The 26,207-nt window shown below is 65.3% G+C and carries 25 protein-coding genes; 11 read left to right on the forward strand and 14 right to left on the reverse strand.

Features of this window, described 5'->3' with window-relative positions:
- Positions 1-44 precede the first annotated feature (44 nt).
- The gene (locus J3S28_RS21540) at positions 45-971 is read left to right on the forward strand and encodes a patatin-like phospholipase family protein (protein WP_207842804.1); all 927 of its coding nucleotides are present in this window, start codon (positions 45-47) and stop codon (positions 969-971) included.
- Between the two features lie 4 nt (positions 972-975).
- Here J3S28_RS21540 and J3S28_RS21545 read toward each other — a convergent pair whose 3' ends face one another.
- The 9 genes from J3S28_RS21545 to J3S28_RS28810 form a co-directional block, all read right to left on the reverse strand.
- A complete protein-coding gene (locus J3S28_RS21545) occupies positions 976-2,355 on the reverse strand; it encodes an aspartate aminotransferase family protein (RefSeq protein ID WP_207842805.1) in 1,380 nt (459 codons plus the stop codon).
- 2 nt (positions 2,356-2,357) lie between these two features.
- Entirely contained in the window at positions 2,358-3,665 is a 1,308-nt protein-coding gene (locus tag J3S28_RS21550; protein WP_207842807.1) for a M20 family metallo-hydrolase, read from the reverse strand.
- Between the two features lie 28 nt (positions 3,666-3,693).
- Positions 3,694-4,713, reverse strand: a complete 1,020-nt coding sequence (locus J3S28_RS21555) for a TIGR03842 family LLM class F420-dependent oxidoreductase (RefSeq protein ID WP_207842808.1) — start codon at positions 4,711-4,713, stop codon at positions 3,694-3,696.
- Between the two features lie 13 nt (positions 4,714-4,726).
- Entirely contained in the window at positions 4,727-6,148 is a 1,422-nt protein-coding gene (hydA, locus tag J3S28_RS21560) for a dihydropyrimidinase (protein WP_207842809.1), read from the reverse strand.
- A complete protein-coding gene (locus tag J3S28_RS21565; RefSeq protein ID WP_207842810.1) occupies positions 6,148-7,467 on the reverse strand; it encodes a uracil-xanthine permease family protein in 1,320 nt (439 codons plus the stop codon). Before J3S28_RS21565 ends, hydA begins: the two co-directional genes overlap by 1 nt.
- 100 nt (positions 7,468-7,567) lie before the next feature.
- Positions 7,568-7,972 (reverse strand): VOC family protein, encoded by a 405-nt coding sequence (locus tag J3S28_RS21570; protein ID WP_207842811.1) that lies wholly within the window; start codon positions 7,970-7,972, stop codon positions 7,568-7,570.
- 24 nt (positions 7,973-7,996) lie between these two features.
- Complete coding sequence (locus J3S28_RS21575) at positions 7,997-8,281, reverse strand: 2Fe-2S iron-sulfur cluster-binding protein (protein ID WP_207842812.1); 285 nt, start codon at positions 8,279-8,281, stop codon at positions 7,997-7,999.
- A gap of 2 nt (positions 8,282-8,283) precedes the next feature.
- Entirely contained in the window at positions 8,284-9,276 is a 993-nt protein-coding gene (locus tag J3S28_RS21580) for an isopenicillin N synthase family dioxygenase (RefSeq protein WP_207842813.1), read from the reverse strand.
- 211 nt (positions 9,277-9,487) lie between these two features.
- On the reverse strand, positions 9,488-10,468 hold the full coding sequence (locus J3S28_RS28810) for an isopenicillin N synthase family dioxygenase (protein WP_207842814.1): 981 nt from the start codon (positions 10,466-10,468) through the stop codon (positions 9,488-9,490).
- Between the two features lie 74 nt (positions 10,469-10,542).
- Here J3S28_RS28810 and J3S28_RS21590 point away from each other — a divergent pair, with 74 nt between their 5' ends.
- The 7 genes from J3S28_RS21590 to J3S28_RS21620 all read left to right on the forward strand — a co-directional run bounded on the left by J3S28_RS21590 (position 10,543) and on the right by J3S28_RS21620 (position 17,919).
- A complete protein-coding gene (locus J3S28_RS21590; RefSeq protein ID WP_307797321.1) occupies positions 10,543-11,991 on the forward strand; it encodes a PucR family transcriptional regulator in 1,449 nt (482 codons plus the stop codon).
- A 74-nt stretch (positions 11,992-12,065) separates the two neighbouring features.
- Positions 12,066-12,743 carry a FadR/GntR family transcriptional regulator gene (locus J3S28_RS21595; protein ID WP_207842818.1) on the forward strand — a complete coding sequence of 226 codons (678 nt, stop codon included), beginning with the start codon at positions 12,066-12,068 and terminating at the stop codon, positions 12,741-12,743.
- Positions 12,740-13,942, forward strand: a complete 1,203-nt coding sequence (locus tag J3S28_RS21600; RefSeq protein ID WP_207842819.1) for a CynX/NimT family MFS transporter — start codon at positions 12,740-12,742, stop codon at positions 13,940-13,942. Before J3S28_RS21595 ends, J3S28_RS21600 begins: the two co-directional genes overlap by 4 nt.
- Positions 13,943-14,044: 102 nt before the next feature.
- Positions 14,045-15,400, forward strand: a complete 1,356-nt coding sequence (gene gdhA, locus J3S28_RS21605; protein ID WP_207842821.1) for an NADP-specific glutamate dehydrogenase — start codon at positions 14,045-14,047, stop codon at positions 15,398-15,400.
- Between the two features lie 69 nt (positions 15,401-15,469).
- The gene (locus J3S28_RS21610) at positions 15,470-16,339 is read left to right on the forward strand and encodes an aldo/keto reductase (RefSeq protein WP_207842823.1); all 870 of its coding nucleotides are present in this window, start codon (positions 15,470-15,472) and stop codon (positions 16,337-16,339) included.
- Complete coding sequence (locus tag J3S28_RS21615; RefSeq protein ID WP_207842824.1) at positions 16,339-16,935, forward strand: TetR/AcrR family transcriptional regulator; 597 nt, start codon at positions 16,339-16,341, stop codon at positions 16,933-16,935. The genes J3S28_RS21610 and J3S28_RS21615 overlap by 1 nt, the downstream gene beginning before the upstream one ends.
- Before the next feature lie 18 nt (positions 16,936-16,953).
- On the forward strand, positions 16,954-17,919 hold the full coding sequence (locus J3S28_RS21620) for an aldo/keto reductase (RefSeq protein ID WP_207842826.1): 966 nt from the start codon (positions 16,954-16,956) through the stop codon (positions 17,917-17,919).
- A gap of 51 nt (positions 17,920-17,970) precedes the next feature.
- Here the strand turns inward: J3S28_RS21620 and J3S28_RS21625 are convergent, their stop codons facing one another.
- Complete coding sequence (locus tag J3S28_RS21625; protein WP_207842828.1) at positions 17,971-18,843, reverse strand: oxygenase MpaB family protein; 873 nt, start codon at positions 18,841-18,843, stop codon at positions 17,971-17,973.
- 89 nt (positions 18,844-18,932) lie between these two features.
- Positions 18,933-19,850 carry an ADP-ribosylglycohydrolase family protein gene (locus J3S28_RS21630; protein ID WP_207842830.1) on the reverse strand — a complete coding sequence of 306 codons (918 nt, stop codon included), beginning with the start codon at positions 19,848-19,850 and terminating at the stop codon, positions 18,933-18,935.
- Between the two features lie 52 nt (positions 19,851-19,902).
- Between J3S28_RS21630 and J3S28_RS21635 the strand changes: the two genes are divergently transcribed.
- Positions 19,903-20,541 carry an NUDIX hydrolase gene (locus tag J3S28_RS21635; RefSeq protein WP_207842831.1) on the forward strand — a complete coding sequence of 213 codons (639 nt, stop codon included), beginning with the start codon at positions 19,903-19,905 and terminating at the stop codon, positions 20,539-20,541.
- Positions 20,542-20,551: 10 nt separating this feature from the next.
- On the opposite strand, the gene J3S28_RS21640 is transcribed toward J3S28_RS21635, so the two are convergent.
- A complete protein-coding gene (locus J3S28_RS21640) occupies positions 20,552-21,661 on the reverse strand; it encodes an alcohol dehydrogenase catalytic domain-containing protein (protein ID WP_207842832.1) in 1,110 nt (369 codons plus the stop codon).
- Positions 21,662-21,753: 92 nt separating this feature from the next.
- Here J3S28_RS21640 and J3S28_RS21645 point away from each other — a divergent pair, with 92 nt between their 5' ends.
- Together J3S28_RS21645 and J3S28_RS21650 are read left to right on the forward strand one after the other, a co-directional pair.
- Positions 21,754-22,215, forward strand: coding sequence for an acyl-CoA thioesterase (locus J3S28_RS21645; protein WP_307797322.1), 462 nt, complete (start codon positions 21,754-21,756; stop codon positions 22,213-22,215).
- 1 nt (position 22,216) lies between these two features.
- On the forward strand, positions 22,217-23,455 hold the full coding sequence (locus J3S28_RS21650) for a cation:proton antiporter (RefSeq protein ID WP_207842834.1): 1,239 nt from the start codon (positions 22,217-22,219) through the stop codon (positions 23,453-23,455).
- A gap of 118 nt (positions 23,456-23,573) precedes the next feature.
- Here the strand turns inward: J3S28_RS21650 and J3S28_RS21655 are convergent, their stop codons facing one another.
- Entirely contained in the window at positions 23,574-24,323 is a 750-nt protein-coding gene (locus J3S28_RS21655) for an alpha/beta fold hydrolase (protein ID WP_207842835.1), read from the reverse strand.
- A 55-nt stretch (positions 24,324-24,378) separates the two neighbouring features.
- Positions 24,379-26,100, reverse strand: coding sequence for an AMP-binding protein (locus J3S28_RS21660; RefSeq protein ID WP_207842836.1), 1,722 nt, complete (start codon positions 26,098-26,100; stop codon positions 24,379-24,381).
- Positions 26,101-26,207: the final 107 nt, after the last annotated feature.

Genomic DNA, 26,207 nt, shown 5'->3' on the forward strand with positions numbered 1-26,207 from the left:
TTCCGGTTCACCCTACTGCGAGCGAGACCGCCTAGGCTGGGCGCGTGTCATCTTCACGGCGAGTAGCACTCGCGCTCGGCTCGGGTGGTGCTCGTGGGTACGCACACATCGGTGTCGTCGAGGAGCTGCGCGACCGCGGCTTCGAGATCGTCACCATCGCCGGGTCATCGATGGGTGCACTCGTCGGTGGTCTGACCGCGGCCGGACGGATCGACGACTTCGCGGCGTGGGCGACCCGATTGTCCCAGAGAGATGTCCTGCGCCTGATGGACCCCAAGTGGTCTGCGCCCGGGGCGATCACCGCCGATCGGCTTCTCGCCGAGATGGCAGACCTGTTCTCCGGCCTGCAGATCGAGGATCTGCCGATCCCGTTCACCGCAGTGGCCACCGACCTCGTCGCGCGACGTGAAGTGTGGTTTCAGCGTGGCCCCCTGCTGTCTGCCGTGCGCGCCTCGATCGCCATCCCCGGCCTGTTCACACCGGTGATGATCAACGGCCGTCTGCTCGTCGACGGTGGTCTCATGAATCCCATCCCGATCGAGCCGACTGCCGCGGTGCCCGTCGATCTGACGATCGCCGTGTCGCTGCTGGGTCCGCGCAGCCCCCGCGAGTCCGCGACCCCGATGAAGGTGTCCGCCGCGCCGCAACGCTTCGAAGAATGGCGCGAACGGCTGCGTAAGACCGTCTCCAGTGTCACCGGGCGCGACGAGGCAGTCGCCAAAGAACCGGACAACGACGACACCGGGATGCAGGCCCTGCCCGCCGACCTGCGCCTGACCGAGGTCACCGGGCTGTCGGTCGAAGCCATGCAGGGCCTGGTGTCCCGATACCGGATGGCCGGACTACCACCCGATGTGCTGATCAGTGTGCCCGCGGACGCGGCTCGAACTCTGGACTTTCACCGCGCGAAGGACATGATCGAACTCGGCCGAACGGTCGCCGCCACCGCACTCACCGCAAGCGGGCACTGACCCTTCAGGCGACGAAGGTATCCGCGACGGTCAGTGCCGAGTCCAGGATCTCCAGGCCCGCAGTGACCTCGTCCGCGCTGACGTTGCACGGCGGCACCATGTGGATCCTGTTGAAGTTGGCGAAGGGCAACAATCCACCCTTTTTACAGGCACCGAGTACCTCGGTCATCGCCGCGCTCGATCCGCCGTAAGGCGCCAATGGTTCCCGCGTCTGCGGGTTCTTCACCAGTTCGACCGCCCAGAACACCCCGACGCCACGGACTTCACCCACGCTCGGATGGGACTCCGCCAGCTTCTCCAGGCCCGGCCCGAGCACCTCGGCACCGATCTGCGCCGCGTTCTCGACAATGCCTTCCTCGGTCATCGCGTTGATGGTCGCCACCGCCGCGGCCGTCGCCAGCGGATGACCCGAGTAGGTCAGACCACCCGGGTACGGCCGGTCGGCGAACGTCGCCGCGATCTGTGCACTGATGGCCACCCCGCCCAGGGGGACATAGCCGGAGTTCACACCCTTTGCGAAGGTGATGAGGTCGGGCGTCATGCCGGAGTGATTGATGGAGAACCACTTTCCCGTCCGGCCGAACCCGGCCATCACCTCGTCCGCGATCATCACGATGCCGTGGCGGTCGCAGAGTGCGCGGACGCCCGCGAGATATCCGGGCGGCGGCACCATGATCCCCGCAGTACCGGGGACGGGTTCGAGCACGATGGCCGCGATCGTCTGCGGGCCCTCCATGGCCACCACCGACTCCAGGTGAGCAAGCGCCCGCTCGGATTCCTGCTGCTGATCGGCCGAATGGAATTCGGTGCGGTACAGGAACGGTCCGAAGAAGTGCGCGACGCCCGCGGCGCCGTAGTCGTTGGGCCAGCGCCGCGGATCACCGGTCATGTTGATCGCGGTATCGGTGCCGCCGTGGTACGAGCGGAAGCGGGTGAGCACCTTGCGACGGCCGGTGTGCAGACGGGCCATTCGGACCGCATGCTCCACCGCGTCGGCGCCGCCGTTGGTGAAGAAGATCTTGTCGAGATCGCCCGGGGTGCGCTCGGCGATCAGCCGCGCGGCCTCGGAACGGGCGTCGTTGACATGAGCCGGCGCGACGGTGCACAGCTTGTTCGCCTGCTCGGCGATCGCGGCCACCACCTTCGGATGCTGGTGGCCGATGTTCGTGTTGACCATCTGCGACGAGAAATCGAGCAGCCGGTTGCCGTCGCCGTCCCAGACGTATGATCCGGCCGTGGCCAGGATCGTCATCGGCTTCAACTGAGCCTGAGCCGACCAGGAATGGAAGACGTGTTCCCGGTCGAGCTCGTAGGCGCGGCGACCGCTCTCTCGTGCGGCGTCCAGTGCCGCCTCACTCGGGAACGGGGTGTTGTCGTTGTCCATGCTCACAGTCTGCCTTCCGCCATGCGCGCCACGGTCTCGGTCAGGACATCCACGCCCGCGGTGAGATCCTGATCGTGGGTGTATTCATTCTCGGCATGGGAGACACCGTCCACACTGGGAATGAACAACATCACCGTCGGCACGATGTCCTTCATGTTGGTCGAATCGTGCCCGGCCCGAGTGCGTACCTGCATGTGGCTGTGGCCCAGCGCATCGATCACGTCTTCGGCCAATGCGACACCCTCGGGCTGGTAGGTGTGGCCCTTCCAGGTGTGCGCGAACCGGCGTTCGATCTGCACATCCGCGGCGACCTCGATCTCGGCGAACGCCCGATTCAGTTTCGCGTCGGCCTCGTCGAGCAGGTCGTCCGACGGCGACCGTAGATCGAGATGCATGTGCACCTCTCGCGCCACCACCACCGGCGAGTTCGGATAGACGTTCAGCTGACCGCAAGACGTGTGCAGGTCATCGCCGTACTCGTCGGCGAGCTCACGCAGCGCCACAACCGCTTTCGCAGCCCCATACAGCGCATCTTGACGATCGGCGATGGCCGTGGCACCGGTGTGTGACTGCGCGCCGATCACCGAGATCTCGTATTTGTTGGCACCCCAGGTGGACGGAACCACCCCCATCAGCACTCCGGCCTTGTCCAGCTCACGTCCCTGTTCGATGTGGATCTCCGCGTACGAGGCGACACTCAAGCCGCCCGGTGTGTGGTGCTCGCCGGTCGTGAAGACATCGCCATCGCCCAGCATGTCCAACTCGCCCAGAGCGTCGGCCACCGTGACGCCCGCGGTATCGGTGGTGTCGAGGGCGGACTGCAGGTCGATCTTGCCGGTGAACACCCCGCTCCCCTGCATCGACGGCTTGAAGCGCGAGCCTTCCTCGTTGAACCAGTTGATCACCGCCAGGTTGTATACGGCCCGATCGGGATTGGCGACGTAGTACCGGCGCAGACGGTCCATCGTGTGGGCTGCGGCGAGCACGCCGTACGCTCCGTCGAATCGTCCACCTCGGGGCTGGCTGTCCAGATGGGAGCCTGCGAGCACGTAGGGCGCTCCCGGCACCAACTCGTAGAGCCCGAACATGTTTCCGATGCGATCGTAGGCGACGGTGAACCCACGCTCCTCGAGCCAGGTCGCCAACCACCGCCGGTTCTCGGCGTCGGCCTCGGTCGCCGCCTGACGTTCGACTCCGCCGGCCGCGGTGGCCCCGAAGGTCGACATCGTCGCGAAGTCGTCGATGAAGTCGGCATCGGCGGCCGGATCCTGCCCGATCCTCACCGTGACACCCGAATCAGATGTGCTCATGTCGGTCCTCTCTTGTCCCGCGATACCACTATGCGCGTGCAGCGAGCGTGGGGGCCAGCGCCGGGATGATCGTCTCGCCGTAGGCGCCGAGGGTGGCGTCTTTGCCGTCGTGCTGGAGGTAGACCGCGAATTGGTCGACGCCGAGGGAACGCAGTTCCTCGAGGCGCTCGATGTGCTGATCCGGGGTACCCAGCAGACAGAACCGGTCGACGATCTCGTCGGGCACAAAGCTCGTGTGACTGTTGCCCACGCGGCCGTGCTCGTTGTAGTCGTAGCCGGTGCGGTTCTTGATGTAGTCGGTCAACGCGGCAGGCACCTGGGTGTCGTCTCCGCCGTATTTGTTCACCAGATCTGCGACGTGGTTACCGACCATCCCGCCGAACCACCTGCACTGATCCCGTTGGTGCGCAATGTCATCGCCCACGTAAGCTGGCGCTGCGACGACGATGGACACCGAGTCGGGGTCGCGGCCTGCCGCCTCTGCGGCCTGCTTGACCCGGCTGACGGTCCATTCGACGATCGTGGGATCGGCCAGCTGCAGGATGAACCCGTCGGCGACCTGGCCGATCATCTCCAGTGCCTTGGGCCCGTATCCGGCGCCGTACACGTCCAGGCGCGATCGGGCGGCCCACGGGAACCTGATCTCCGTGTCGTTGATCGTGGCGGTTCGGCCATTACCGAGTTCTCTGATCACGGAGATGCTGTCCCGCAGGGTCGCCAGCGTCGACGGCTTGCCCGAGAGCACCCGGACCGCGGAGTCACCACGGCCAATTCCGCAGACCGTGCGGTTTCCGTACATGGAATTGAGCGTCGCGAACGTCGAGGCCGTGACCGTGGCATCCCGCGTCAGCGGGTTGGTGACCATCGGCCCCACGATCACGTTGCGGGTGGCGGCGAGGATCTGGCTGTAGATCACGTTCGGCTCGTGCCACAGCACGTGCGAGTCGAAGGTCCAGACGTGTGTGAAGCCGCGGTTCTCCGCTGCCACCGCCAGTTCGACGACACGCGAGGCCGGTGGATTGCATTGCATGACAACGCCGAAGTCCATGTGAGTCTCCTTCTCAGATCAGGTTTTGCGAGAGCTCGCGGCGGACGAACCGCCCGTCCGCACGAGAGCCGAGGTACGTTCGGCGCTCGACGATCTTCTTGCCCCGCGAGAGCACGGTGTCGACGGCGCCGTCGATCTCGAAGCCCTCCCACGCCGAATAGTCCATGTTCATGTGATGGGTTTTCTCGACCCCGATGCTGGTGTGCCCGTTCGGGTCGTAGACGACGACGTCGGCGTCTGCACCCGGCGAGATCACACCCTTGCGGGGATACATACCGAACATTCGGGCCGGGGTGGTGGCACACACCTCCACCCACCGCTCCAGGGTGATCTTGCCGTCGACGACACCCTGGTACATCAGGTCGAGCCGGTGCTCCACTCCCCCGATCCCGTTGGGGATCTTCGAGAAGTCGGAGATCCCGAGCTCCTTCTGATCGACCATGCAGAAAGGGCAGTGGTCGGTGGCGACGCCCGCGACATCGCCGGTGCGGATGAACTTCCACAGTTCGTCCTGATGCCCTTCGGCCCGCGAGCGCAGCGGTGTCGAGCACACCCACTTGGCACCCTCGAAACCCGGCGCCCCGAGCTGTTCCTCGAGCGAGAGGTACAGGTACTGGGGACAGGTCTCGGCAAAGACGTTGGCGCCACGGCCCCTGGCCGTCGCGATCTGCTCGAGCGCTTGACGGGCAGAAACATGCACTACGTACAGCGGGGCACCGGTCACGTCCGCGAGCATGATCGCGCGGTGCGTGGCTTCTTCCTCGAGTTGCCAGGGTCGCGACACCCCGTGGTAGTACGGCGAGGTCTCACCCCGTTTGAGGTGCTGCGACACGAGTTCGTCGATGGCGATGCCGTTCTCGGCGTGCATCATCATCAGCGCACCGGTCGCCGCCGACTTCTGCATCGCCCGCAGGATCTGTCCGTCGTTCGAATAGTAGACGCCCGGGTAGGCCATGAACAGTTTGAAGCTGGTGACCCCTTCGGTGATCAATTCGCCCATCGCGGAGATGGATTCGTCGTTGACGTCGCCGATGATCTGGTGAAAGCCATAGTCGATCGCGCAGTTGCCCGCCGCCTTCTCGTGCCACTGCGCAAGGGTCTCCTGCAGCCGCTGGCCAGGAGTCTGGATGGCGAAGTCGACGATCGTCGTGGTACCTCCGAATGCTGCTGCCCTGGTCCCGGTTTCAAAGGTGTCCGAGGCCGTGGTCCCGCCGAACGGCATCTGCATATGGGTGTGTGCATCCACGCCACCGGGGATGACGTACTTCCCGGTCGCATCGATCACCTTGTCGACATTGCCGGCGAGATCGGTGCCGAGGGTGGAAGATCCCGGCTCGATCAGAGCCACGATGGTCTCGCCGTCGATCAGGACGTCGATGAGTTGCCTGCCGGTGGCGGAGATGACGGTGCCACCACTGATCAGAATTGTCGCCATCAAATCTCCTTCGTTCCGGCCAGTTCGCGTTCCGGATCGGTGGGGTCGATCGGCCCCGGCTGCTCGCGTTTGTCGACGACAACCGTGCCGCGCCAGGTCCCGATCACTCGCATGACGTGGTAGATGATGACCGCGGAGATGGCGCCGAGCGCGATACCGCCGAAGCTGAGATCGCCGATTTTCCACGAGAAGTCGGCGATGCCGATGACCAGGGCGATGGCTGCGGTGAACTGGTTGATCGGCTTGGAGAAGTCGACCTTGTTCGTGACCCAGATGTGCACGCCCAGGATTCCAACGAGTCCGTACAACGCGATGGTGACACCGCCGAGGACGCCCGCCGGGATGGAAGCGATGACCGCACCCACCTTCGGCGACAGGCCCAGCAGGATGGCCGCCGCACCGGCCACCCAGTACGCCGCCGTCGAGTACACCTTGGTGGCCGCCATGACGCCGATGTTCTCGGCGTAGGTGGTGGTGGCCGAACCGCCCCCGCTACCGGCGATGATGGTGGCGAGACCATCTGCCGCCAGGGCCTTTCCGATGCGATGGTCGTTGTTGATGCCGGTCATGGTGTTGATGGACTTCACGTGGCCGATGTTCTCGACGACCAGCACGAGCACCACCGGGATGAACATGGGCAGAACCGACAGGTGAAAGGTGGGGGTGGCGAAGTCGGGCAACCCGACCCAACTCGCCGCACTGATCGCATCGGTGTCGACCTCGCCACGGGCCAGCGCGATGAAGTACCCGATCACCACGCTGAGGAAGATCGCGAGCCGGCCGAGAAGTCCACGGAAGAGGACCAGAGACAGGATCAGCAGTACCAGCACGATGAACGCGGTCACGGCGCCCTGCTCGAAGTTGGTCTTGGCGGTCGGCGCCAGGTTGAAGCCGACCAGGGCGACGATCGAACCGGTGACGACCGGGGGCATCATGGCCTCGATCCAGCCGATACCGCTGAAGTTGACCACCACGCCGATGATCATGAGCAGGGCGCCGACCACGACGATGCCGCCGAGCGCACCTCCTGGCCCGTGGGCGGTCGAGGCCGCGATCGCCGGTGCGATGATCGCAAAGCTCGAACCCAGATAGCTCGGCAGCCGGTTACGGGTGATGATCAAGAACAGGATGGTGCCGATCCCGGAGAACAGCAACGTCGTCGCCGGTGGGAAACCGGTGAGCACCGGTACGAGGAACGTGGCACCGAACATGGCGACCACGTGCTGCAATCCGATTCCCACGGTTTTGGGCCAGCTCAGCCGTTCGTGTGGTGCGACAACGGCATCACCGGTTTTGACCTGCCAGTCGAAGATGGACATGTGTAGTTCCTTTCGCCTCCGCCGGGGTGACGGGGGCCAGCTGCGTAGGGGACAGATCGACGCCGGTGTCGAGGAATGCCCAGGGTGAAACGAGAAGCAATCAGGGCAATTCGAGGGTGAGGTGGTTGATTCGGAAGGCGTTGCCCTCAGGGTCGAGGAAGACCGACTGCCAGGCTCCGTAGTACGTTCGCGCCGGCGTCTTGACGCAGGTGGCGCCCGCCGCGATGGCGGCCGCGGTCGCAGTGTCCACCTCGTCGTCGTCGGCCATCTCGAAGGTCAGGAACGAACTCACTCCATCGCTCCCGGGTTCGGGGGCGACGAGATTGAGCATGTCGTAGGCGGTGTGAGCGCTGAAGCCGAGCACGGTGCCGCCGACCCGAAGGCCCCGGAAGTGTTCAGAATGCAGCTCGACGACTTCGTCGAACCCGAACACACGGCGATAGAAGTCACTGAGTCCGCCGATGTCGTCGGCGAAAACACTGGCGAAAGACAGACCGGTGGTCATGAGTTGTCACACGCTCCTTGGTTCTCAGAGATCGATGGCGATGCGTGGGGTCAGAGACCGGCTGACGCAGAGGATGATTCGTTTCCCGGCCTCTCGTGCCCGTTCGGAGAGCACGGTGTCTCGATGGTCCGGCACACCGTCTAGAACCGTCGCCACGCAGGCCCCGCATTCGCCCTGCAGGCAGTTGAACTCCGCATGCGGGACCTCCTCGCGCACGACGTCGAGGGCGGAGCGATCGGCGGGCACCCTGCGGACGGTGCCGGTCCGGCGCAGTTCTATCTCGAACGAGGCGGGTGCGTACTCGGTCATCACTACGAGCTCAGGACAATGGTTTTCGCGAACTTGGACGTCAGGTGATCGCCCGAGCTGATCGGCGCGTACCTGGGTTGATCGCCATCGGCGACACAGGTGGGCAGACATTCGATCATGGCGTCGTAGTTCGGCTGATGAAAGAAGACCAAGGACATACGCCGGGTGTCGCCGGCGGCGTCAGGTCGCGGCGTCCGGACGCGATGGCGGGTGGAGGTCCACTGATCGTTGGTCCACTGCGCCATCAGGTCTCCGATGTTGACCACCAGCGCATCCGGCACCACCGGCACCGGGATCCAGTCGCCGTCCTTGGTGAACACCTCGAGGCCGCCCGGCGCCTCTTCCTGACGGACGATGGTGAGGCTGCCGTAGTCGGTATGAGCACCGGCGCGCATCTGGCCCGGCTGGGGCGGTGTGGTCATGTGCGGGTAGTTGATGGCCCGCAGCATGGAGATGTCCTTGTCGATGGTGCCCGCGAAGAAGTCGGGGTCGAGGCCCAGACCAAGAGCGAAGGCACTCATCAGTTTTCGGGACAGCTCGTTCATCACCCGGAAGTAGGTCGTCCATGCCTGCTCCATGGTTTCCGGCGTCTGCGGCCACTGGTTGGGCAGGAAGTGCGGGCCGGCGTGTTCCTTCGAGAAGTACGGGTCCGCGGCGTCGAAGTCGACCGGACCGACGTCGAACTTCTCGTGCAGATCTCGCGGCTGCTGCACGTCTTCGCTGTACGAGAACGCCTGTTCCCCGACCGAGGAGTAACCGCGAACGGTGTCCGGGCTCGGCTGCGCGACCCGGCGCTTGTCGGCGTCGGGCAAGGAGAAGAACTCGTCCGATGTCCGGTACATCGCCTCGATGACCTCGGCCGGGACGCCGTGATTCTTGATCTGGAAGAAGCCTATCTCGCGGCAGGCGAGGTCGAGTTCGGCGGCGACCGCGGCCTTGGCCTCGTCGTCGCCGTCGTGCAGGGCAGAAATGTCGATCACCGGCACCACAGACATCGTGTTCTCACTCCTTGTTCGTCGTCTGTGAACAAGTCTGTTTGCCACGCGAACGACCGACAAGGGCACAGCTCTCCGGTAGATCCGCGCGAGAACTGTCACCTCAGGTCAACCGAAACATTTGCGTAACACTGCATTACGCAATCGACTTCCGGCACATCGCGCCGTTAACAGATGACGATCATCCGGCGCTGGTCGGTGGGCAGGTTCGTCAGCGCCGGGGGCGTCGACCGAACGTCGTCTGCCGCACGTACTTGTCGGTCAGATGCCGCCCGGCGATGAGTGCGTCGCTGAAGTGCTGGTCGGCGCCGCGCAGGGGCGCGACCGCCACCTCTGCGTTGGGGTGTTGATAAAAGGCGAACTCCAGACGCGAGCTGTCCAGGGCCACCGAACGGGGAGGGTTGGCGGTCCGATTCAGCGTGGCCGGCCAATGATCTCCGGTCCACTCGGCCAGCAGGTCGCCGACCAGCACCACCAGGGTCGCCGGGGTGGTCGCGACCTCGTGCCACTCCCCGTGCCTGCCGAGGACCTCGAGGCCGCCCGGTGTCGACTCCGCTGACGTCACCGTGAAGGCGCCGTAGTCGGTGTGGATGCCCGCTCGCGACTGATGCGGTAGCGGCGACTCGGCCTGCGCCGGATAGTAGAGCGCCCGCAACATGCTCAGCTCGGTGTCGAAGTCGCGTACGAAATGATCGGCAGGCAGCCCGAACAACTCAGCGGTGAGCGACATCAACTCGCCGCCGATCCGCTGCATGTGCCGGTAGTACTGCTCCCAGATCGACCGGAACCCGGCCGGCGGCGCCGCAGGCCACAGGTTCGGGTACGCCATCGAACCGGCATCCGGTTCACCGAGCACCGGGGCATCGACCGGGCCGATGTCCATCTTCTCCTTGAGGTCGCCGTGGGACTCCTCACCCAGTGAGTACGACATTCCCTCCGAGCCCGATCCGGACCAGCCGCGTACCTGATCCGGCGCCGGCTGGGCGACCCGTTCCTTCACCGAGTCGGGCAGCAGGAAGAACTGCCGTGAGGTCGAGTACAGCTCGGCGAGCAAGGCCGCAGGGATCTGGTGCCCGACGAGATAGGCATAGCCACTGCGGGCGCACGCGGTGTCGAGGAGTTCGATCTGGCGGGCGCGCGAATGCGTGCCCGGTCCGATCTCGGCAAGATCGACCGGCGGGATGGAGAGCACGCGACTACTCTGCCTCACAGTCGGGTCCGATGCCGCCTACGCGTGCTCGATCATCGGCGTGGAGGAGGATTGTCGTGACCAGCGGGACTGCCACCGTCGCAGATCTGGCGGTCGCCACCGGTGTCCAGATCGCCACCACACCGACCACCTGGGACACCGAGGTGAGCTCGGTGCTCGACGCCGCCGAAGCGCTGCACACGATCTCGCTCGACGGCGCGGTGGTCGTGACCTCGTGGCACCCCGTGCGTCCGAATGGCCCACTCCCCGATCTGCGGTCTCTCCTCGAACCCCTGATAAGGAGGAAGCCCGCAGCGATACTCGTCAGCCCGGCACGACCGGTCAATCCGCCACGGCAGGCGGTGGCGCTCGCCGAACGCGCAGATGTATGTCTGCTCTGGAATGCCGGTACCGACTCGGCCGCCGATGTCGCTGCAAAGCTGGATCGGCTGGTGTCGTCGGCTCAGCCGTCTCCACCCGCCGAAGTGCAGCCCGAGTCCACCCTGCTCGGCATCCTGGGCAAGGCCGACGATCTCGACGCACTGCTCGCCGCGATCGGCGACGCGCTCGGCGCAACGGTCCGGTTGTCCGATACCCCCTCGGGCGCGGCAGTGGTGCTTCCGCTCTCGGGTATCCCCGGGACCACCCCGGCCCTCGAAGTCAGTGCGCGTGATGCGTTGGGCTCGGGCGAGCTGGCGATGCTCGACGGCGTGCTCGCCGTGATCCGGTTGCACGTCAGACTTCGCGACGCCCAGTCCGACGATGCCGCGGTCGAGATCGCCCGCAACCTGAAGAACATCCTGGGCGAGGACCTCGTCCAGCGGGAGGCGAGCCTTCGCAAGAGCCGCCGACTGGCGGTGTTCCCGAGACATGCCGTCGCGTGCCTGGCTATCGAACCGTTCGGCGTCTCGGTCGACATGAACGGGCTGCACGACCTCAAGGCCTCGCTCGCGCCGGTCGCGTTGCGGTTCGATCCTGATGCGATCACGATCGTCAACGAGGGGGTCCTGGTCGTGATGATCAAGGCGACGGCCGATCTCGATGCGTTGGCCCGCGCCCTGTACCGCGGGGTGCAGGTCCCGCTGGCAGTTGGTGCGGGCGACCAGGTGGACGACCCGCGAAGCTATCCGAGCTCTTTTCGGCAGGCGGTGCGCGCCGTGGCCGTGGGTCGCCGGATCGGTGCGATCAATCGGGTCACGAGATACCGCGACCTCGGTGTGCTCGGACTGCTGTACCAACTACCCGAGCACGCCCGTCGGAACTTCGTCGACGAGACGCTGGGCTCCATCGCCGACGAGACACCCGACGGTCTCGATCAGCGAAGGATCCTGCGCGTCCTGCGTTCCACGGACTGCAACATCGCCGAATCCGCCCGGGAATTGTTCATCCACCCCAACACCCTGCGAAGCCGAATCGCGCGCATCGAGGCAATAACCGGGCCCTTCATGAACGAGCCCGACCGTCGACTGACGATCTTCACGGCCCTGTCGATGTTCTCGCTCGACAGCAACGTCGAAGGCGACTGAGCCGCCTCCCTCGCACCAGGCATGACGCGCGGCAATGGTCCCGACGGCAAACATGGGATGTTAGGTTGTTTGACATGACCGCTCAGATACAACGTCCTCGCCGTACCAGCGAGGTCGTCGTCGACCGCATGCAAGAACTCATCCGCACCGGTGAGTGGGCGGTCGGTGCGCGGATTCCTGCCGAGCCAGAACTCGTCGAGCAGCTGGGCGTCGGGCGCAACACGATCCGCGAGGCGGTTCGCGCGCTCGAACACTCCGGCTTCCTCGAACCGCGGCGCGGCGACGGCACCTACGTGCGCAGCCGCAATCTGCTGGCAGCGGCGATCAGTCGGTGCGTCTCCAGCTCGGAGGTGCTCGAGCTGCTGCAGGTCCGCCGCGCGCTCGAACGTGAAGCCGCGCAGTCGGCCGCCCGCAACCGGACCGCCGAGCACGTGCGATCGCTGCGCAAGCTGCTGATCACGATGCGGTCCGCATTCGAGGCAGATGACCTACAGCGGTACATCGACGCCGACATCGCCTTCCACACCGCACTGGTCGCTGCCGCGGGCAACGCATTGCTGTCAGAGCTCTACGACGGCGTCGCCGAGGTCATGAGCCGGACGCACGCCACCCTCATCGCGGCCGACGTCGACGCCCACCCCCACCCGACCGGCCATGCCGAAGTGGTCGACGCGATCGCCGCGGGTGACTCCGCCGCCGCGCTCGCCGCCGTCGACCACTATCTGGACCGATCCATCGAGGCACTGTCATGACGACCGCACCCACCACCGCGGAGCGGACGACGCCACCCCACCAGGGACGGACCGCTGCGATATTCGCCGCGCTCGCCATCATGGTCGTGGCCGCGAATCTGCGTCCCGCGGTGGTCGCCGTCGGGCCTCTCATCGACGACATCAAGCTATCCGAGGGATTCAGCAGCGCTGCGGCCGGCCTGCTGACCACCCTTCCGGTGCTGTTCTTCGGCCTCGTCGCACCGATAGCTCCGCGCATCGCAGCCCGGTTCGGCATCGAACGCACCGTGTTCGCCGCCATGGTCCTGCTCTGCGCCGCGATCCTGCTGCGGCTCGTGCCCAGCTGGTTTGCACTGTTCGCGGGCTCAGCGCTGGCCGGCGTCGCCATCGGCATCTGCAACGTCGTCCTACCCGCGCTGATCAAGCGCGACTTCTCCCACCGGTCGGGGTTGATGACCGGGCTGTATTCGATGACCCTCTCCGGCGGGGCAGCCTTGGCCGCCGGGCTGACGGTGCCGATCGATTCCGCGGTGGGCGAGAACTGGCGCGCCGCGCTGGCGAGCTGGTCGCTGCTGGCCCTGCTCGGTGTGATCCTGTGGATCCCGCAGCTCTCGCGGGTTCACCGGATCAGCACCGCCGCGCTGCCCGCATCGCTGTGGCGCAACAAGATCGCCTGGGCGATCACGATTTTCATGGCGTCACAGTCGCTGATCTTCTACACGTTCACCGCCTGGCTACCCGAGTTCCTCGGCGAACGCGGCATGTCGAAGGCCGGGGCCGGCGGCCTGCTCGCCCTCGCTCAGACCGTGGCGCTGGTGATGTCGCTGCTGGCGCCGATCATCGCGGTCCGGTTCCGAGACCAACGCGCGGTCACTTTCGCTGCCATCGCCGCCTGCGCGATCGGCTTCATCGGGCTCGTGACCACCGAGCAACTCACCGTGCTGTGGGTTCTGCTCATCGCGGTCGGCCCCGGTGCCGCCATCAGCCTCGTCCTGCTGTTCATGGTGCTGCGTAGTTCGAGCACCGCGCAGACGAGTCAGGTCTCGGGAATGGCGCAGTCGGTCGGCTATTGCCTCGCTGCCATCGGGCCACTGGCCATCGGGGCCTTGCACGACGCGACCGGTTCGTGGACGTTGTCGATGTCGGTGCTCGCACTTGCCCTCATCCCACTGGCCGGGTCCACGCTCATCGCGGCCAAGGACAGCAAGATGCCCGTCTGACGCATCCACGCCACCGCGGCAGGGCGCAGCGGAGAACTCGGCTCGACTAGAGTTCGGGGTCGAACACGGGATAGACCGCCGGATCTCGTCGAAATCGGAGGAATGTTGACTCAATCACCGCAGGACCGGCTACACGAGATCTACGCGACGGTGGTCCGTCGCAATCCGGGCGAAGCCGAGTTCCATCAGGCTGTCCGCGAGGTGATCGACTGCCTCGAGCCGGTGGTCGACAAACATCCCGAGTACACCGAAGCCGCTGTCCTGAACAGGATTTGCGAGCCTGAGCGGCAGATCATCTTTCGCGTGCCGTGGGTCGACGACGCCGGTCGAGTCCAGATCAATCGCGGCTTCCGCGTGCAATTCAACTCCGCGCTGGGCCCCTTCAAAGGTGGCCTGCGGTTTCATCCGACGGTCAATCTGGGCATCGTAAAGTTCCTCGGTTTCGAACAGATCTTCAAGAACTCGTTGACCGGCATGCCCATTGGCGGCGGCAAGGGCGGTTCGGACTTCGACCCCAAGGGTCGCTCCGATTCGGAGGTCATGCGGTTCTGCCAATCGTTCATGACCGAGTTGTCCGGACATATAGGCGAATACGTCGATGTACCCGCGGGCGACATCGGCGTCGGTGGCCGTGAGATCGGTTATCTCTTCGGTCAGTACAAACGCATCACGAAACGATACGAGTCGGGCGTGCTCACCGGAAAGGGTCTGGCCTGGGGCGGATCGCTCGCCCGCAAAGAGGCGACCGGCTACGGACTGGTGTACTTCGTGGATGAAATGCTGCGCGCCCACGGCGGCTCGTTCGACGGCAAGCGGGTGGTCGTTTCGGGCTCCGGCAACGTGGCGATCTACACTATCGAAAAGGTCACCGAACTCGGCGGCACCGTGGTGGCCTGTTCCGATTCCTCGGGCATCGTGATCGACGAAAAGGGCATCGACTCAGCACTTCTGGCCCAGGTGAAAGAAAAGGACCGCGGTCGGGTGAGCGACTACGCCCTCATCAGGGGCGGACAGGCGCAATTCCGGGCAGACGCGTCGATCTGGGATGTGCGCTGCGACATCGCCCTTCCGTGCGCGACCCAGAACGAACTGGACGCCACCGCGGCAGCAACCCTGATCGCAGGTGGATGCCGGATCGTGGGCGAGGGCGCCAACATGCCGACGACACCGGACGCGATCCGGATGTTCCAGGAGGCCGGTATTCGGTTTGCTCCGGGCAAGGCCGCCAACGCAGGCGGAGTCGCCACCAGCGCCCTGGAGATGCAGCAAAACGCCAGCCGCGATTCGTGGACGTTCGAGCACACCGACGCCCGCCTGGCTCAGATCATGGCCTCCGTCCACGAGCGGTGCGCACAGACTGCAGACGAGTACGGGCTGCCGGACAACTATGTCGCGGGTGCCAACATCGCCGGTTTCACGCGCGTGGCCGACGCAATGCTCGCGCTGGGCATCATCTGACCTCGAGACTCCCACCGCAGGGAGGCGTACGGTGAACTGGGGGTTCAGTTCAGTTACCTGAGGAGCCGTATGACCAGCAACACCGCATCCGCCACCCAGTCCGGCCAGTTCTCCATCGGGGGCAAGCTCTCCGTGAACCGTCTTGGCTACGGGTCCATGCAACTCACCGGACCAGGGGTCTGGGGACCACCCAAGGACCACGACGAAGCCATCAAGGTGCTTCGTCGAGCCGTCGAGTTGGGGGTCAACCTGATCGACACCGCCGACTCGTACGGACCCGTTGTCGCCGAGCCGTTGATCAAGGAAGCTCTGTATCCGTACGCCGACGATCTGGTCATCGCAACGAAAGCCGGCCTGACCCGGAGCGGCCCCGGCGACTGGCGTCCGGTCGGGCGACCCGAGTACCTGCGTCAGCAGGCCGAGATGAGTCTGCGCCTGCTCGGGGTCGAGCAGATCGGGCTGTTCCAGCTCCACCGGATCGATCCGAAGGTGCCGCTCGAAGACCAGGTCGGTGAGCTCAAGCTGCTGCAGGATGAGGGCAAGATCAACCAGATCGGCCTGTCCGAGGTCACCGTCGAGGAGACGGTCGCCGCGCGAGAGATCGCCGAGATCGCCACCGTCCAGAACCTCTACAACCTCGCGAACCGCGGGGCCGAGGATCTCCTGAACTACGCTGCCGCCGAGAGCATCGGCTTCATCCCCTGGTTCCCGCTCGCCACCGGTGAGCTCGCGGGCGAAGGCAGCAAGCTCACCGAGCTCGCCGCCGACAAAGGCGTGAGCCCGTCACAACTCGCCCTGGCCTGGCTGCTCGCGGTGTCACCGGTGGTGCTGCCCATACCCGGCACGTCCAGCGTTGCCCACGTCGAAGACAACATCGCGGCCGCCGGCATCGAGCTCACTGCCGCAGACCTCGAGGCGCTCACCGCGGCGGTGGGCTAATGAGCACCACAGAGCAGTCCGCGAACCTCTCGAGCGCCCGCAGCATCAAGTGCCACAACGACGTGGTGGCCGCCACCCGGGAGCTGCTCACCGAGGGTGGGCTCCCGGCGGCAACGATCGACGCGATCTCCGAACGGTCCGGCGTCAGCAAGGCCACGATCTACAAGCATTGGCCGAGCCGAATTGCCGTTGCCGCAGAAGCTTTCAGCGTCGCGCTGGGCGGTGCCATCCCCACCGCGGACACCGGCAACATCGTCGACGACATGACTGAGCAGCTTCGCAACGTGAGCACTTTCTATTCGACCCAGGAGGGCCAGGTCTTCACGCAGTTGATGGCGGCCTGCGTGGACGACAAAGCCGGCGCCGAGTACTTCCACCGTTTTTTCCTCGACGGCAGGCGCGCACGAGTCGCCGAGATATGGCAGCGAGCGGTCGACCGCGGCGAAGTCGACCCGGACACCGATGTCGATGTCGTGATCGATGTGCTGTTCGGCCCCATGGTCTTACGACTGGTGAGCGGGCATGCGCCTTTCGAGGGCGCCCAGGCTGAGTCGTTCGCGAAGGCCGTACTGTACGGACTGCTGCCCTCTGTCTGACAATCGGGAGACACCGCCATGAAGTACATCAACCTCGGAAACACCGGTCTCAAGATCTCGGCGGTGACGCTGGGCTGCATGAGTTTTGGTGCGGCAGATCAGGGCACGCATGCCTGGACCCTCGACGAAGAAGCCAGTCGCGACATCATCGAACAGGCCCTGGACGCCGGGATCACCACGTTCGACACCGCGAACATGTATTCGCTCGGTTCCAGTGAGGAGATCGTCGGTCGCGCGATCCGTGACTTCGGTGCGCGCGACGACCTGGTGATAGCCACCAAGGTCTACCAGCGTATGCGCCCCGGACCGTACGGGGCAGGCCTGTCGCGCAAGGCGATTCTCGCCGAGGTCGACAACAGCCTGCGCCGCCTCGGCACCGACTACATCGACCTCTACCAAATTCATCGGTGGGACTACGACACCCCGATCGAGGAGACGATGGAGGCGCTGCACGACGTCGTGAAAGCGGGCAAGGTCCGCTACCTCGGTGCGTCGTCGATGCACGCGTGGCAGTTCGCCAAGGCGCAGCACACCGCCGACCTCGGCGGCTGGACGCGGTTCATCTCGATGCAGAACCACTACAACCTCATCTACCGCGAGGAAGAGCGAGAGATGTTGCCGCTCTGCGCCGATCAGGGAGTGGGAGTGATTCCGTGGAGTCCACTGGCCCGTGGCAGGCTCACCCGGCCGTGGGACGAAAAGACCGCTCGCACCGGCACCGATGAGGTGGGAAAGAAGCTGTATGTGAGCGGCGACAAAGACATCGTCGACCGCGTACTCGAGGTCGCCGCCAAGCGTGAGGTCACCCCGGCAGCCATCGCATTGTCGTGGGTGGCCGCCCGCACCACCTCACCGATCGTCGGCGTCACCAAACCCAAACATCTTGCGGACGCCGTCGCTGCGCTCGAGGTGGACCTCACCGACGACGAGTCGCGATACCTCGAAGAGCCTTACCGACCGCACGAGGTCGCCGGATTTGTCTGATCCCGGGTATCGCTACCCCGTATTGCTAGGACTGACGAGGAGCGAGCAAAGTCAGTGCTGCGGTACCGGACACCCGCGTGGGAATGTCCCCAGCTCGGTGAGGTCGTAGCCGTTCGGATAGCTGCGGATGTTGGGCAGATCCCGCGCGTGGATGGGGGCCTTGCGAACCGGGAAGAACCGGACCAGCCGACCCCGCGCCCGCAGTGCGGCCCGGGAGACGATCTGGGCAACACGAGGCGGGTGCTTGTACCCGAACGCATCGAGCAAGGCGTCGTCCATCAGGGACCGGGCGAAGATGTTGATCAACCAGGCCGGCGCCTTGTCGTTCGGCGGGAACGTCGCCATCAGCGCCAGCGTCGAGTCGGCCACCTTGCGAGCGCCGTCGTTGTACGCGAAGTTCTTGTCCTCGTACTCATCGAGGAACCGGGCGAACTCGGTGTACGTGACCGGGATGTCCTTGATGCCCATCAACGCACCGAGGCGCCGGTAGTAATTGGTCGCCGCCACCACCTCGTTGTGGTTGAGCTGACGCCAACCATAGTCTTCGATCCAGCGCACCGGAGTGACCACGAAGGTGGCCAGGACATAGCGCATGTCGTCGTTCGAGATGTCGTACGCGCCGTGCATCTGGTTCACGCGGCGGATACCTGCGCGCCCTTCGTCGCTGTCCAGACCGTGTTCGAGCACGGCATCGAGCAGCAACGTGGTGTCGTCGTAGCGCTTCTGCACCCTGCCGGTGAACTCACCGGTGTCGAAGAGCAGTTGGCCGACCGTCGGGACCGCGTAGGTCCGGAACAGCGCGAAACTCAGGGCCTGATTGATGTCCCAGGGAAACTCGACGGTTGCGAGCAACCGGTTGATCTCCTCGAAGTCCCGTTCAGGATCGAGTTCGCTGGTCCTTGCGCGGACTGCGTAGCGGCTCACGGGGCAATTCCTGACGTTCGACAGTGTGTTGTAGACCACAGGATAACCCTTCCGGGCCGAGCGGGCGATCGGTCCCTACCCGTCCTCGCCTAGGGCGTCGCCGGGTCGATGATCCGACGGGTGATGGTGCCGAGGTCGGCGCCGGTGGCATCGGGGTAGCCGTGCAGAATCTCGACCCACTCGCTCGGCACTGCCGTTGCGCCGCGGCAGGCTCCGACGAGCCCACCTGCAATCGCTGCGGTGGTGTCGGTGTCGTTGCCGGCCCGCACACAGTATTCGAGCGTCGCGGGTACATCGCCACCCGTCGTGGTGATTGCCCACCACGCGGTCTGCAGAGCGTGGACGACCCAGCCGTTGTTGGGAAAATCTGCAGGCGTACCGGTTTCGGCAATGTCGAGAAGTGGTGACCAGTAGTCGTTGGTCGACGCAGGGGCGTCCGCCAGGTACAGCCGCATCCCGTCGAGCGTGCCGGTGAGCACGGCGTGCCGAATCGCGAAGCTCCAGAGTTGGCACGCCTCACGAGCCCGTTCGTCGTGGTGAGTCAGATCGCCGATGGCCCCGGCAGCATCGACGCACCCGGCCGCATCGTCGAGGAACGCCAGCGCGACCGGAGCGGTGCGCATGAGCGACCCGTTGCCGCCGGTGCGACCGGACAGACTCGCAGCCTTCCTCGTCATCGCCTGAGCACTGGTGCTGCGCGCCGACAGCACAGCACGGGTCTGATTCCCGATGTCCGGTGGATTCGAGTCGTACCACCGTACGAACTCGGCTGCGATCGCGTCGAGGTCGGCACGCCCCGACGACAATCCGCGTGCGACACACATCGCCATCGAGGTGTCATCCGTCCATTCACCCGGCGCCCAATCGAACGTGCCGCCGCCTTTCATGAATATCCGAGTGTCCGCCGAGGGATGGGTGAACTCGTAGCCCGCCCCCAGCGCATCGCCGGCCGCCGTACCCACGAGGACCCCGGTCGCCCGGTCGAGCTGTTGTTCGGAAAGTCTCATCGCACCCCTTAGATCAATATTGATCTAAACCTTAGCGCACGGTTGCGCTAAGGTGCAAGACGTGGTGTGGAGAGATTCGTCTGGCAAAGCGCTCGACGATTACGCGCGACCATCGGTTGCCGTCGACGTCGCGGTTCTGACGGTCACCGGCGATCAGCTGGCGGTCCTGGTCATCGACTCCGAACGTGGACTCTCCCTCCCGGGAACCTTCCTGCATCCACGAGAGACCTTGCGCGACGCCGCCGCCCGGGCACTGTCGAGCAAGGCGGCGATCACCGGCCTCGACTTCCATCAGCTCGGCATGTTCGACGATCCCGACCGCGACGACCGCGGCTGGGTGTTGTCGATGGCCCACGGGGCGGCGATCGCGCGTGAAAAACTCCCCCACACATCGCGTTTGGTATCGATCACCGACACCGGTGCGCACGAACGGTTGGCCTTCGACCATGACTCCATGGCGGCCGAGGCCGTTCGGGATCTACGACAGCGATACCGCGGCGCCGCCGACCCGGATCACCTGCTGCCCGAGGAGTTCACCCTCTTGGAACTACGGAGGCTGCACGAGGCGATCTTCGCGCACGAGTTTCCGAAGGACACCTTTCGGCGTCGGTTCATCGGCGACCTCGTGGGCACCGGCGAGCGATCATCCGCCGAAACCGGCCGACCGGCCGAACTGTTCAGGGTGCGCTGAACCCCGGCTGTCAGAAGATGACGACCTGCCGGATCGCCTTGCCGTCGGCGAGTTGATCCATCGCGGAGTTGATGTCCGACAACGCTATCCGCGAAGAGATGAGTTGCTCCACCGGCAGCCTGCCTTCGCGCCACATCTGCGCATACTTCGGGATGTCCCGACTCGGCACAGCGGAACCGAGGTAGCTCCCGATGACCGTGCGGGCTTCTGCGGTTATCGTCAGGGGCGAGATACTCGATCTCGCCTGCGGTGCAGGCAATCCGACGGTGACGGTGGTGCCACCCGGTGCTGTTGCGGCGAACGCGGTCTCGAATGCCCGCGCATTCCCGGCGCACTCGATGACATGGGTGGCTTTGATCCCGTCGGCCGAGATCTGCTGCGGAGTGTAGGTCTCGTGAGCACCCAGCGACCGTGCGTGCTCGAGTTTGTCGTCGAAGGTGTCGACGGCAATGATGCGCGAGACCTGCTGCGCCACAGCTGTGATGAGTGCCGCCATCCCGACCCCACCGAGCCCGACGATCATGATCGAGTCATCGGGCCCCGGTTTGGCCGCATTGAGCACCGCGCCCCCACCGGTGAGAACAGCACAACCGAGGACCGCAGCGATGTCCGCGGGTACGTCTTCTCCGACCGGAACGGCCGATGCGGCGTCCACCACGGCGTGGGTGGCGAATCCCGACACGCCCAGATGATGATGAATGTGGTCGCCTGTATCGAGGTTCGCGAGCCGCCGCCCGCCACCGAGCAATTCGCCGGCATTGTTGGCCGCACTCCCGGGCCCGCATGGCAACCGGCCGTCGGCTGCGCAACCCGCACAGTCCTCGCACCGAGGCAAGAACGACATCACCACGCGCTGCCCGACCTCGACCCCGCTGACCTGCTCACCGACCTCGCGCACGATTCCGGCCGCTTCGTGTCCGAGCAACATCGGTACGGGACGTACGCGGTTGCCGTCGACGACGCTGAGATCCGAGTGGCAGACGCCGGCCGCTTCGATCTGCACCAGCAGCTCGGTGGGCCCGGGCGCCTGCAGTTCGAGCTCGTGGATCGCGATCGGCATCGACTCCGCGTAAGGCCGTGCCCGCCCGATCTCCTCGAGTACCGCTCCACTTATCCTCATCGCTCGCCCTTTCTACGCCTCCACACCCCCGAACCACTATGCACCTCGTACTCTTTGACGAGGCAATCGCCGACGCAGAGAGGCTTTGGACAGTGACCAGACCCGCGCTTCCGGTTCCGCAGGACTACCCGGTGCTGTGGCCGGTCCCCACCCGGTGGGACGACAACGACCACTACGGTCACGTCAACAACGTCACGTACTACTCGTACTTCGACACCGCCGTCAACGCCTGGTTGATGTCGGCATCCGGGACCGACATCCGGCGGTTGGCCGCGATCGGCATCGTCGCCGAGACGTCGTGCATCTTCCACAGCGAGCTGACGTTCCCCGAGCAGCTACAGGTCGGGTTGTCGATCGAGCGGCTCGGGACCCGCAGTGTCGTCTACTCGCTGGCGATCTTCGCCGAGCGCCCCGACGGCACCGTCAGACCTGCCGCCACCGGACGCTTCGTGCATGTCTACGTCGACCGCGACACCCGCAAGCCCACCGAGATCCCACCGGCCATCGCGACGGCGGTGGCCGGGCTGGCCTCTGCAGCACGGAATGTGAGCTGACGTGTCGGCGACCGTCGTCACGTCGTTGTTCTGGATAACCGTGATCGCGGTACTGGCACCGCTGGTTGCGGGACTCATCCGCAAGAGGCGGATACCGGAGGTGGTGCTGTTGCTGGTCGGCGGCATCATCATCGGGCCACACGCCCTCGACATCGCGGTCGAGGGACCCGAGATCCAACTTCTGCGTGAGCTCGGCCTCGGAATGTTGTTTCTCCTCGCAGGTTATGAGATCAAGACCTCGGAACTCGTCGGCAGAGAAGGCCGTCGCGCGTTGTACACGTGGATCTGCTGCCTCGCGCTGGCATTTGCGGTGACCTTCGCGATCGGCACGACCGGTCTGATATCGGCGGAGAGCGCAGTCGCGATCGCCATGTGCTCGACCGCATTGGGCACACTGCTGCCGATCCTGCGCGACTCGGGGATGCTCGAGGGGCGCCTCGGCCTGACCGTGCTCAACCACGGTGCGTTCGGTGAACTGGGACCGGTGATCGCCATGGCGGTCCTGCTCAGCGCCCGTGGCTCGCTCAAGTCGGCGATCGTGTTGGTGATCTTTGCCGTTGCGGCTGTGGTGGTCTGGTTGATCTCCGAACACCTCGTCGCACGGCATCACTGGCTGACGAGGGTGGTCTCGGCCGGCTCGGACACCACCGCGCAGACCTCGGTGCGCATCACGGTGCTGCTGCTCGTCGGCCTGATGGCGTTGGCGTACGCCTTCGATCTCGACACCATTCTGGGTGCGTTCGCAGCCGGGTTCATTCTCCGTCGGATGCTTCCCGACGGAGACGAATCGATCGAGATCAAACTCGACGGCATCGCTTTCGGCCTGCTGATACCCATCTTCTTCATCACCTCGGGGATGGCCATCGACATCTCGGCTGTGGCAGCCGAACCCTGGGTCCTGGTGGTGTTCGTCGCGATGATCCTGCTCGTCCGTGGTGTGCCGGTTTTCGTGGCAGCACGCTGGGACCGCGGGAACTCCGGCGCCGGACCGCCTTTCGACCTACGCGAGCGCGTCCAACTCGGTTTGTATTCCGCCACCGGACTGCCGATCATCGTTGCCGTCACCGGGGTCGCGGTCGCGTCGGGTGACATGTCTGCAGGCAATGCCTCCGTACTCGTGACCGCGGGCGCCGTGACCGTCCTGGTCTTGCCGCTGGCCGCGTCGATCGTCGGTGCGCGTGGCAAGAAGTCGGTTGCTCCCGCCCCAGCGTCGGCCGAAGGCGATCCACCGGATCAGTGACCACGCGGTTGTCGCCGTCACCGTGCGCTCGGCACCGATGACGCCCGCCCACCCGAAATCGGCCGACCCACCCACTGTTTCAGGTGGCCGATGCAAAAACGGGTGGGCGGACGAAGGATTACAACCGCAGGAAATCGAGCACCCGGCGATTGAACTCATCCGACCGATCGCGGTGCACGCTGTGCCCTGCGTCAATCTGGAAGTAGTCACCGCTCGGGAGCGCATCGGTCAGACTCTGCAAGTGTCGGGGCGGCAGAAAACTGCGATCGCCGCCGGAGATGACCAGAGTCGGAAAGGTGATGAGCGACAGCGCATCCCACCACGCCGTGTCGACAGCGTCGAACTGGCGGGTGACGACGTCGGACATCCGGTGATCGAATCGCAACACCGGTCCCGGGTACCGCGCGACACTCCAGAGCCCACGCATTCGATCGGCCATACCGGTGAACGGCGCGATGTTCTCGTCGAGATCGGCCTGGGTCCTGGGCATCGGCGGGATCTCCTCGAGCACGAGCTTGCCGATCCGCTCGGGGGTACTCATCGCCATGCGCAGGGCGGTCTGCCCGCCCAGCGAATGCCCGACCACGTCCACCTGCTCGACACCGAGCCCGTCGAGCACGAAGCTGAGGTCGTCGCGGAAATCGTTCAGCAGATACGACGGCGAGCGCGAACTGCGGCCGTGCCCGCGTTGATCGTAGGAGATGACGGTCCGGCCGGCCGTGCGCAGTGCGCGGGCCAGCGGTCGCCAGGTGTGATGATCGCCGCCCATGCCGTGCACCAGCAGTACCGGGTTTGCGGCAGCCGGACCGGATGTACGCACGGCGAGCGCGATCTCCTCAGAACCAGCGGTCCGGGTCAGTATCTCCATTGCAGCAACGTTAGCCGCGGGACGGAGTCGGGGGCGGATCTCGCCCGCGAGACGATCAGCCCTTCAGCTCCGGGAACATGTCGTCGCGCCACTCCTCGGACAGCGCAGCGCCGGTGAGCGCCTCGTTCTCGCGTCCCCGCAACTCCACCCTGCGGATCTTTCCCGAGATCGTCTTGGGGAGCTCGAAGAACTCGATCCGACGTACTCGCTGAAACGGCGCCAGGTGCTCGCGCGCGTATTTCAGGATCTCGAAGGCGGTCTCCCGGGTCGGTTCGTACCCCGGCGCGAGCGAAACGTACGCCTTCGGGATCGCCAGGCGGACCTCGTCGGGCGCCGGCACCACTGCCGCTTCGGCGACCGCTGGATGTTCGATGAGCACGCTCTCCAACTCGAAGGGACTGATCTTGTAGTCCGAGGCCTTGAAGACGTCGTCGGTGCGGCCGACGTAGGTGATGTACCCCTCGTCGTCGACCGAGGCCACGTCGCCCGTGTGATAGAAACCGCCCGCCATCGCCTGTTCGTTGCGCTCGGGATCGCCGTGGTAGCCGGTCATGAGCGGGAGCGGCCGCCCGCCTGCACTGTTCAACTCCAGACAGATCTCGCCTTCAGGGGTCTCCGATTCCGCAGTGACGCGCTCACCGGTCAGCGGATCCACCAACACGACCGGGACACCCGGCAGCGCCCGCCCCATCGACCCCGCCTTGACCGCCGATCCGGGGGTGTTCCCGACCGCCGCGGTCATCTCCGTCTGGCCGAACCCGTCCCGCAAGGTCAGCCCCCACTTGTCCTGGACCTGCGCGATGACCTCGGGGTTCAACGGTTCACCCGCCCCGATGATCTCCCGCAGCGACCCCGCGCCACCGCTCATGTCGGCTTTGATGAGCATCCGCCACACGGTCGGCGGCGCACAGAACGTCGTGACGGCGTTGGTGCGCAGCTGCGACATCAGTGCTGCGGCGTCGAAGCGTGAATAGTTGTAGATGAAGATCGTCGCCTCGGCAATCCAGGGCGCGAAGAAGCATGACCACGCGTGTTTGGCCCACCCGGGCGACGAGATGTTCAGGTGCACATCACCTGGGCGCAGCCCCAGCCAATACATCGTCGACAGCGACCCGATCGGGTACGACGACTGGGTGTGCTCCACCAGCTTGGGCCGGCTGGTGGTGCCGGAGGTGAAGTAGAGGAGCATCCGGTCGTCGGGCGCGGTCCCCGGATGCGCGATACCGGTGTCGTCGGTTCGAGCGGCGTCGGTCAGATCCAGCCAGCCCGCCGCCGTGCCCGTACAGATGCGCGTGTAATCACCGGGGACGTCGTCGAACTTGCCGACGTCGGCCGGATTACACAGCACGTGTCCGGCTTCGGTCCGGGCCAGCCGGTCGCGCAGATCCGCGGCTCCGACAGCGGTGGTCGTCGGCACGATCACCGCCCCGAGTTTCATCACCGCGAGCATCGACTCCCAGAGTTCGACCTGGTTACCGAGCATGATGATGACCGAATCGCCGCTGCTCACCCCCTTGTCGCGGAGCCAGCGTGCGACCCTGTTCGACCGCCGTCGCATCTCGTCGAAGGTGACGGTGACGCGGGCCATGTTCTCCTCGACGATGACCAGCGCCGGTTTCTCGCTGCCCCGCGCGATGGCGTCGAACCAGTCGATGGCCCAGTTGAACACCGGTCCGACGACGGGCCAGGCGAACTCGGCGACTGCACGCTCGTGGTCACCTGACAGAGCGAGCAACTGATCTCTGGACTCTCGGTACACGTCCGTTGCGTTGGTCATCTCGTCTCTCCTGTCCGTCCTCGTCTCTTACTGTCGGTCCTCTCCCACCCTTTCACTTCGAGACCGGGCCAGGTACCCGAAACGCGTTCGCCTGTCTTTTCGGTCAG

This window comes from Williamsia soli, assembly GCF_017377795.1.
Taxonomy (GTDB): domain Bacteria; phylum Actinomycetota; class Actinomycetes; order Mycobacteriales; family Mycobacteriaceae; genus Williamsia; species Williamsia soli.